Below are 8568 nucleotides of genomic sequence, written 5' to 3' on the forward strand. Positions count from 1 at the left end.
CCCCGATCGCCCAGCGCAACAGCCTCGATGATCTTCGGGTTTGGCAGCGACGTGAACGCGATATCGGCCGACGAGGCTGCCTCAGAGGCCGTCGCGGACGCGGTGATCGCCTGGTTGCCGGCCGCTGCTCCTGCCGCTTGCACGGCCTCGACCTTGTTTGAATCCAGGTCGAAAAGGGCAAGTTCGTACCCCGCGCGCGCCAGGTTGCTGGCCATTGGCCCGCCCATGTTGCCCAACCCAATGAATGCAATCCGCATGTATATCTCCGTTCAGTAGCCACCCGGCACGTCGATCTAACCGCCAGCCTGTTTTCGGCGCGCTGTCGTAACTGGATTCAGCCAAATCACTCTTTCTCACTCGGATTGACTTGGCAAACGAATATAATTATCCAGTCATATCGAGAATTTCGATTTGACAGCGGTGCTTCTTGAACATCGAACACATCAGGGCATTTTTGGAAGTCATCACGACCGGCAGCTTCCAGCACGCCGCCGACCAGCTCCATGTCACGCAGTCAACCATCAGTGCTCGGATAAAAGCGCTAGAGGATCGACTAAACCGTCAGCTGTTTAATCGCAAGCGCAACGGAGTGACCCTTACCACGGGGGGGCACCAGTTCCATTCGAGTGCGGTGAACATCGTGCGCGCCTGGGAACGTGGCCAGCAGGTTGCCACGCTGCCGGAAGGCCTGAATGCTTTCGTCACTCTGGGGGTTGAAGATAATCATTGGCCCCGTATCGTCCCCGGCTGGTTGGAGCGTATGGCGAAGGCGCTACCGGACGGCGTCGCGAGCGCGATCAGCGAGCGCTCGGATATCCTTATGGAGAAACTGCGAGCCGGACTGCTCGACATTGCCGTGCTCTATGACCCGCGTCATTGCGCGGAGGCGCGGATCGAGCCCCTCATCAGCGAAGAACTCGTGATGGTGTCGACCAATCGACGCGCGGTCCAGAGCGGTGTGGTTCCCGGCTACGTCTTCGTGGATTGGGGGGAAACGTTCCGGGCCCAGCACAGCATGCATTTTCCTGGCGTGTTTAGCCACAAGCTGACGATCCGCAGTTCGGCGGTAGCAATGGATCATATCCTGGCCAACAGCGGCTCCGGGTATTTCCTGGCCGAGTCCGTGGCGCCCCACATCAAGTCCGGCCGCCTGCATCTGGTCGAGGGGGCGCCGCGTTTTCAGCGAACAGTCTTCATCGCCGTTCGTATTGACGTCATTGCGCCGGAATCTATCGAAACCGCTGTGGCTGCCTTGCGCGACACGATTGCCTGAATTTCCAGTCCACTATCAGAGAGATAACATGAAAATCACAGCGTTGAAGACGCGGCTCACCGACGTTCCTTTTGCAAAGCCAATTACGACCGCCATTCATGACATGCGTTCGGTAGGCTGCCTGCTCGTTTACCTGGAAACCGATGTCGGGCTGGTTGGCCAAAGCTATATTTTCACCCTGAACGCAGTCCGGCTCAAAGCGTTCGACGAGATGGTTCGCGGTTTTTCGCACCGCGTGGTAGGATGTGACCCCCACTTCGTGACAGCGATCAATACGTCGATCTGGGCGGACATTAACCCTACAGGCTATGCCGGCGTTACTATTTCCGCCCTTTCTGCGCTGGATACCGCCTGTTGGGACCTCATCGGCAAAGGTGTGGACCGACCTCTGCATCACATTTTCGGGGCCTGCCGGGATCGCGTCCGCACTTACGCCAGCGGGGGATTGTGGCTCTCGCAGACCACGGATGAGCTCGTCGAAGAGGCAGCGAGCTTTCTTGAACAGGGCTTCCGCGCCATGAAGGTCCGCGTTGGCAACGCCGACCCTTATCGCGATTTCGAACGCGTCAAGGCGGTACGGGAGGCGGTCGGACCATCGATCGAGATCCTGACCGACGCCAATCAGGCGCTCCGACCCAAACAAGCCATTCGGCTCGGCAGGATGCTCGAAGAACTCGATGTCGGTTGGCTAGAGGAACCAGTGTCAGTGCACGACCTCACGGGTCAGGCAGAAGTTCGGCGCGCTCTCGATATCCAAATCGCGTCCGGCGAGACTGAATGGACCCGCTTCGGTATCCGGAACACGATTGACGCGCGTGCGGCTGACGTCTTGATGCCCGACCTGCAGCGAATAGGCGGGCTTACAGAGATGCGCCGTGTTGCCGCGCTGGCGGAAGCCCACAGCTTGCCGATTTCGACGCATATCTTCACCGAACACAGCCTGTGCATTGCCGGATCATCGGCCAACTGCATATCAGTGGAGCATATGCCGTGGTATGCACCCCTGTTTCAGGAACAGATGGAGATTGTTGACGGCGACGTCTTGATCCCGATCAGGCCCGGGACAGGTTTTACATTCGATGAAGCGGCGGTCGAGCGCTTTGCGATCGATCGCTGACGACCGCCCCATCGACAAAGCCGATGCCAGGTTCGAATTATATTCGTTAGTTAAATGTCCGGCTTTCTTGTAATTCTTTCATGGGGAACCCATGCAGCCACAGCTGCGGGATTTATCGCCTGAATGGAACACCAACAGGAGAGAGCCATGGTGTCGTATACGCTTAAGCTGACTGCCGCTGCCTTCCTTGCCACTGTTGCCGCAACCGCGGCTGAAGCGAAATGCGGCGATGTGACAATCACGGAAATGAACTGGGCCTCGGCCTCGATCGTCACAGGGATCTCCAAGTTCCTCATGGAGCAGGGCTGTGGCTGCAAGGTCACGGTTGTACCGTCGGCCACAGCCACGGCGGTCACCTCGGTTGCGGAAACGGGACGTCCGGACATCGTCACCGAACTTTGGCTCAATGGCGCCCCGGCATATCCGGGCTTGGTTACAGCCGGTAAGGTCAAGACTTTGGGCAACGTCCTTACTCCTGGCGGCATTGATGCTTGGTGGGTCCCGAAATATCTGGTGAACGAGCATCCGGAGCTAGCAACTGTCGACGGGATCCTCGCGCACCCGGAATGGGTTGGCGGCAAGTTCCATAACTGCCCCGAGGGTTGGGGCTGCAAAATTACCAACAACCATTTGGCCGAAGCCTTCGATCTAAAGGGCCACGGCATTAGCGTGTTCGACCACGGGTCCGGCGAAACGCTCGCCGCCGCCATCGCGGCGGCCTACGAAAACAAGGAGCCTTGGTTCGGCTACTATTGGGGGCCGACATCCGTCCTGGGCAAGTACGAGATGGTTCAGGTCGATATCGGTCCGTACAACGCTGACGTGCACGCCTGTAACGCCGTTGAAACCTGCTCGACGCCTGGAAAGTCGGCTTATCCGCCGGCCGAGGTCGTAACTGCTGCAACGACCGATTTTGAGAAGCGCGAGCCCGAAATCGCTCAGCTCATGTCGAAGGTCACCTTCACCAACGACCAGATGAGCGAGATCCTCGCCTGGCAGGAAGACAAAAAGGCTTCATCCGAGGAAGCTGCGGTGCATTTCCTGACCACGTACAAGGATGTATGGGCGAATTGGTTGAGCCCAGAGGCAAAAGAGAAGCTTGCGGCGGTTCTGAAGTAAGACCCATTTTCTCACCATTCTCCTTGGGCAGAGGTCCATTCGATGAATATCTACTCCCTGGTGGCTGGCGCAACCGCCATGCTCTTGTTCGGCAGCGGCATTGCCGCTGCCGATTGCGGCAAAGTCACAATCACGGAAATGAACTGGGCCTCGGCCGCCATAGTGACCTCGGTCTCGAAATTCCTCATGGAAAAAGGCTACGGTTGCGACGTGCAGGTCGTGCAGACCTCCGTCGCGCCGGCGGTGACTTCCATCGCCGAAAAGGGCGAGCCTGATATCGTGACCGAGTTGTGGATCAACTCGGCCCCCATGTACGAAAAGCTCGAAGCGGAAGGCAAGGTCGTCACCCTCGGGAACGCACTTTCTGACGGCGGTATCGGCGGCTACTGGATTCCGGCCTATCTTGCTGAGGCGCACCCCGAGTTGACAAAACTGGAGGGCATTCTTGCCCATCCCGAGCTCGTGGGTGGGCGGTTTCATAGCTGCCCTGAGGGATGGGGGTGCCGCATCGTCGCGGACAACCTTCAGAAGGCCTGGGATTTCGAAGGGCACGGCCTCAAGGTCTTCAACCACGGGTCAGGCGAGACATTGGCAGCGTCTATCGAGGTTGCTTACACCAATAAGGAGCCGTGGTTCGGCTACTATTGGTCGCCGACGCCGACCATGGCGAAGTTCCCTCTCGTGAAGGTGGATATGGGCGAGTATGTCGAGGCGATCCATACCTGCAATCGCAGCGCCGACTGTCCGAACCCTGGCAAGTCGGGCTACCCGCGTGACCGGGTCCTGACTGCATCGACCAGCGCCTTTCTCGAGCGTCAGCCTGACGTCGCAGACCTGATGCGAAAAGTAAGTTTCACCAACGAGATGATGAACAGCCTGCTGAAGTGGCAATTTGACAAGAAAGCCACTGCGGAGGAAACAGCGGTTCACTTCCTGAGCAATCACAAGGCGATCTGGTCTGCCTGGTTGAATGAAGCCGCGAAAGCAAAATTGGCGACACTGCTGAAATAATCAGGGTCGACGAAGACCTCCCTCTGTTGGATTCTGGTGGAGGCACCCGCATGAGGCCGCGGCTGCCTGGTGGCGACAAGTTCAAGGCTGGATATGGCAGTGTACGGAAAACTTATTTGACACACTTAGGCTGCGGTCGTGGTGCGACGCTGGGGCTACCGGTGGCCCCATGACAATGAACGACCTCCTCGCAAAGGCTGGTGGAGGAACCGACCAAACGGAAGCACTGCCATTCCCGTCCCTTGACGTCCTTCACAAGGCCTGCGGTGCGATCCCGCGAACCCGCGACATGACCGCAGCCCTAGAGCGTTTTTTCCTTGATGTGAAGGATCCCGTCAAATTCGTTCTGGACCCGCTTACGCAGCCGTTGAGTTGGGCGCTGCGGAACGCCATTGACGTCATGCAGTCTCTTCCGTGGTGGGCCGCGATTCTGATCCTGGTAGCCGTCGCCCAATTCGCCGGACGACGCGTCGGCGTGACTGTTTTTGTGTTGGCTTCGTTTCTGGTCCTCGCCTTCATCGACCATTTCGGATACGCGATGCAGACACTGGCTATCATCCTCGTCTGCACCGTCATTTGCGTCCTCTTTGGCGTGCCGATCGGGATTGCGATGTCGCGTAGCGACCGGATGGAGCGGTGGCTGACACCATTTCTCGACATGCTGCAGACCCTACCGACATTCGTGTATCTGATCCCGCTCATCTTCCTATTCAGCATTACCGAACCGAAGTTGTACGGTATTGCGATCATTCTTTATGCCATTGTCCCGTCGATAAGACTGACAAACTTGGGCATTCGGCTTGTCGATCGCGATGTCCTCGAGGCGGCGGATGCATTCGGCATGACATCCCGGCAGAAGCTGTACCGGGTCGAGTTGCCGCTGGCGCTGCCGAATATTATGGCAGGCATCAACCAGACCATCATGCTGTCGCTGTCCATGGTTGTTATCGCGTCGCTCGTTTCCGCGCCGGGACTCGGAACCCTGGTGCTACGCGGCATCAACAAGCTCGAACTCGGCGTTGGGCTCGTGGCGGGCCTCGGTATCGTTCTGCTGGCCGTGATCCTTGACCGTGTAAGCCGGGCTGCCCTCCAACGTGTCAACAAGATGCACCAGCCGCGGGCCTGAGCATGACCGAAAGCTTGTATCGATCCGTAACCTGTACAAGATCTTTGGCGCCAACGCGCCGACCATGGTTGCCCGCGCCAAAGCGGGAATGCACAAGAAGGACATGTTGAAGGACCACGGGCACGTGCTCGGTCTGCGGGATATCAACGTCGAGATAAAAAAGGGCGAAATCACGGTCATCATGGGCCTGTCGGGCTCCGGGAAATCCACCCTGATCCGCCACCTTAACCGTTTGATCGATCCTACGGCTGGTGAGGTGATCGTCAACGGCACCGACATCATGAAGCTGGACCGGGCGCAGTTGCTGCAACTGCGCCGCACGCAGATGTCCATGGTATTTCAAAAGTTCGCCTTATTACCGCATGAGACAGTCCTGAAGAACACAGGCATGGCATGTTCGGTGCGCGGGGAGGACCGGGTCAAAACGGACGAGACTGCTCGCAAGTGGCTGGCCCGGATAGGCCTTGCGGGTGCGGAGCAAATGTACCCCCACCAGCTTTCCGGGGGCATGCAGCAACGGGTCGGCCTCGCCCGGGCCCTGACCTCCAACTCCGAACTGATGCTTATGGACGAAGCTTACTCAGCTCTGGACCCGCTCATCCGGTCCAGTATGCAGGACCTCCTACTCGAACTTCAGAAGGACCTGCAGAAAACGGTCGTGTTCATCACGCATGATCTCGATGAGGCGCTCAAGCTGGCGGACCACCTTGTGATTTTGAAGGACGGGGAGATCGTGCAGCAGGGCGAGCCGCAGAACATCCTATTGAACCCGGCTGATCCTTACATCGAGGACTTCGTGAGCGATATCAACCGGGCCCGCGTTCTGCGCGTCCGCTCGGTCATGGAGACGACGGGCACGGACGACGACGGCTATGAAGTGCTGGAGGGCGATGAAAACCTCGAGCAGGCGATCCTTCGCTCCGGCGGTGCGGCTGACAAGGCGTTTGCGGTGCATTCGGAGGGGAAGCGGGTCGGCACTCTGAGAATGACAGACGTTCTTAAAGCCCTTGTGCCCTCCGCAGCACGCAATCCCACCGCTTTCTAAGGAGGACAACAATGGGTCTCTCGTGGCGCTGTTCGACCGAATGGACCACGCTGTTGCCGCGTAAGTGTCCGGCGAAATGGCTGCGATCCCTCATGTCGATGCTCATCAAGCGTCGCTTCGGTTAAACGTCGGTCTGCCGCCATGCTGGCGAAATGACGGTGAGTGAATGTGTGGAATACGATGCCACCGGTTTGGCCTCTCTTGAGCGCGGGCGTAGTGACTCCTGTGGGGGCTGATGCGCTTGGCCCGCGAGGCTTCCGAGGAGATTATCCGACGCATTAACGCTGTAGTCATTATGCGATCCGGGAACGTACTTGTAGGTAGCCGGAGAGCGCGCTTTCTCGGGAGACGCTGCCTGCCTCTCGAGACCCAGCTAACTACCGCGATGCCAAGCGTCGCCATGCCCCGTGGTGGTGTCTCTCGCACCAACCCGATGATTTTCGCAGAGAAACCACAACAACATGAACACGTGGATGTCCGAGATCGTGCCTACATCGACTAGGAGGCTGCTGAAGACGCAAGACACACACGGTGCTCGGCCATGAATCCCACGAACGAACCCCCATCTTTGAGGACCCGCCACATGACGCTCGCCTCGATCCCCAACCCCGACCTCGCCATAGCTGCCGAGAACAAGCCGCGCTGGAGCCTGCCCGACCACCGCCGCCACGGCTTCCACAACCTCCACAGGATCGCCCGATACAGTCTCTCCTTCCGCGCACCCTCGGTCCTGCCCCTGGTAAAGCAGGTCGACTGGACGATCGGCGAACGGCCCGAAGTCGCGCGCTTCCTCGCCATGCCGCATTTCTCCGCCTTCGTCGTGTTGCAGAGCAACCACATCCTTTACGAGGCCTATGCGCCAGACTTTGGTCCTAACAGGCCGCACAGCATCCAGTCGATCACCAAGACGACGCTGAACCTCATGCTCGGCCGCGCGGTCGCCGACGGCCTGGTGGACCTTGGCCGCAGAGTTAGGGACTATCTGCCCGAGATTGGCGCGGGCTATGCGGATGCAACGCTGCGCGATGTCGCCGACATGAACGTTGCCAACGACTTCTCCGAGGACCTCAGCGATCCTGACACGATGTGGTGGGACATGGAGCGTGACGCAGGATGGCGCCTGCCGCCGAAGGGCGAGAAGGAGGGTACAATTCGCTCCTTCCTCTGTGGGATCACTAGCGACAATCTCGTGAACCGCACCGGCGAGGCGCTCTACAAGTCGACCAACAGCGAAATCATCGGCTGGGTCATTGAGCGCGCCAGCGGCCGGGCGCTGCGCGACTGGCTGATCGAGATCGTCGAGGCAGCGGGCCTCGAAGGATGCTTCCACATCACCTGCGACCGCGAGGGCGTGCCGCTGGTCGACGGCGGCGCATGCCTCTCCGCCCGCGATCTCGCGCGCTACGGCCTGCTCTTCGCGCGCAAAGGCGAGGGTGTCGACGGCCGCCGCGTGGGCGATGCCGCCTTCATCGAAGACACCCGCCGCAATCCCGGGCCTTCCCTACAGAAGTCACGCCGCTATAGCCGCCAAACGATGACCGACGGCACCTGGCTCGGCCACGGCGGCTGGGGCGGTCAGTACATGCTTGCAAACCCCGACACCGGCACTGTCGTCGTCTACTTCAGCGTGCTCGAGAACAAGAGCGCCTCGGACGGCAACTTCAGCGATCAGCTAGTGGAGATGATGGCCAATCTTGCTGCAGAGTTATGAGGTGGTCGTTTCTCCGCAGAGGAACATATGGAAGCGGATGCCGCGCTTTATTCGCAGTTGATCGATATTTCGAAAGTGATGCTTCGGAACCCCGGAAATGCAGTCAGCCTTTCCGGTCTGATTCTGTGGTGCCCGCCTCGCCTGGGTCAGCCGATCGGCCAGGATA

The 8568-nt window shown here is 59.1% G+C and carries 8 protein-coding genes; 7 read left to right on the plus strand and 1 reads right to left on the minus strand.

Annotation, left to right across the window (positions count from 1 at the left end):
* A partial coding sequence (locus tag G6N73_RS33230; protein ID WP_165034160.1) for an NAD(P)-binding domain-containing protein occupies positions 1-257 on the minus strand: 257 nt, incomplete at its 3' end.
* Between the two features lie 170 nt (positions 258-427).
* Here G6N73_RS33230 and G6N73_RS33235 point away from each other — a divergent pair.
* From G6N73_RS33235 to G6N73_RS33265, 7 genes are all read left to right on the plus strand, one after another.
* Positions 428-1273 carry a LysR family transcriptional regulator gene (locus G6N73_RS33235; protein WP_165034161.1) on the plus strand — a complete coding sequence of 282 codons (846 nt, stop codon included), beginning with the start codon at positions 428-430 and terminating at the stop codon, positions 1271-1273.
* Between the two features lie 28 nt (positions 1274-1301).
* A complete protein-coding gene (locus G6N73_RS33240) occupies positions 1302-2390 on the plus strand; it encodes a mandelate racemase/muconate lactonizing enzyme family protein (RefSeq protein WP_165034162.1) in 1089 nt (362 codons plus the stop codon).
* A 147-nt stretch (positions 2391-2537) separates the two neighbouring features.
* The gene (locus G6N73_RS33245; RefSeq protein WP_165034163.1) at positions 2538-3509 is read left to right on the plus strand and encodes an ABC transporter substrate-binding protein; all 972 of its coding nucleotides are present in this window, start codon (positions 2538-2540) and stop codon (positions 3507-3509) included.
* A 42-nt stretch (positions 3510-3551) separates the two neighbouring features.
* Complete coding sequence (locus G6N73_RS33250) at positions 3552-4520, plus strand: ABC transporter substrate-binding protein (RefSeq protein WP_165034164.1); 969 nt, start codon at positions 3552-3554, stop codon at positions 4518-4520.
* Between the two features lie 175 nt (positions 4521-4695).
* Positions 4696-5646 carry an ABC transporter permease gene (locus tag G6N73_RS33255; RefSeq protein ID WP_206079230.1) on the plus strand — a complete coding sequence of 317 codons (951 nt, stop codon included), beginning with the start codon at positions 4696-4698 and terminating at the stop codon, positions 5644-5646.
* A gap of 64 nt (positions 5647-5710) precedes the next feature.
* Positions 5711-6691, plus strand: a complete 981-nt coding sequence (locus G6N73_RS33260) for a betaine/proline/choline family ABC transporter ATP-binding protein (RefSeq protein WP_165034165.1) — start codon at positions 5711-5713, stop codon at positions 6689-6691.
* Positions 6692-7274: 583 nt separating this feature from the next.
* Complete coding sequence (locus tag G6N73_RS33265) at positions 7275-8402, plus strand: serine hydrolase domain-containing protein (protein ID WP_165034166.1); 1128 nt, start codon at positions 7275-7277, stop codon at positions 8400-8402.
* The last annotated feature ends 166 nt before the right edge of the window (positions 8403-8568 follow it).

It is taken from the genome of Allomesorhizobium camelthorni (assembly GCF_011045125.1).
GTDB classification, from domain to species: Bacteria; Pseudomonadota; Alphaproteobacteria; order Rhizobiales; family Rhizobiaceae; genus Allomesorhizobium; species Allomesorhizobium camelthorni.

Coding starts and splice junctions, on each gene's coding strand:
- G6N73_RS33240 (WP_165034162.1), top strand. CDS start 1,302: ATGAAAATCACAGCGTTGAAGACGCGGCTCACCGACGTTCCTTTTGCA.
- G6N73_RS33245 (WP_165034163.1), top strand. CDS start 2,538: ATGGTGTCGTATACGCTTAAGCTGACTGCCGCTGCCTTCCTTGCCACT.
- G6N73_RS33250 (WP_165034164.1), top strand. CDS start 3,552: ATGAATATCTACTCCCTGGTGGCTGGCGCAACCGCCATGCTCTTGTTC.
- G6N73_RS33255 (WP_206079230.1), top strand. CDS start 4,696: ATGAACGACCTCCTCGCAAAGGCTGGTGGAGGAACCGACCAAACGGAA.
- G6N73_RS33260 (WP_165034165.1), top strand. CDS start 5,711: ATGGTTGCCCGCGCCAAAGCGGGAATGCACAAGAAGGACATGTTGAAG.
- G6N73_RS33265 (WP_165034166.1), top strand. CDS start 7,275: ATGACGCTCGCCTCGATCCCCAACCCCGACCTCGCCATAGCTGCCGAG.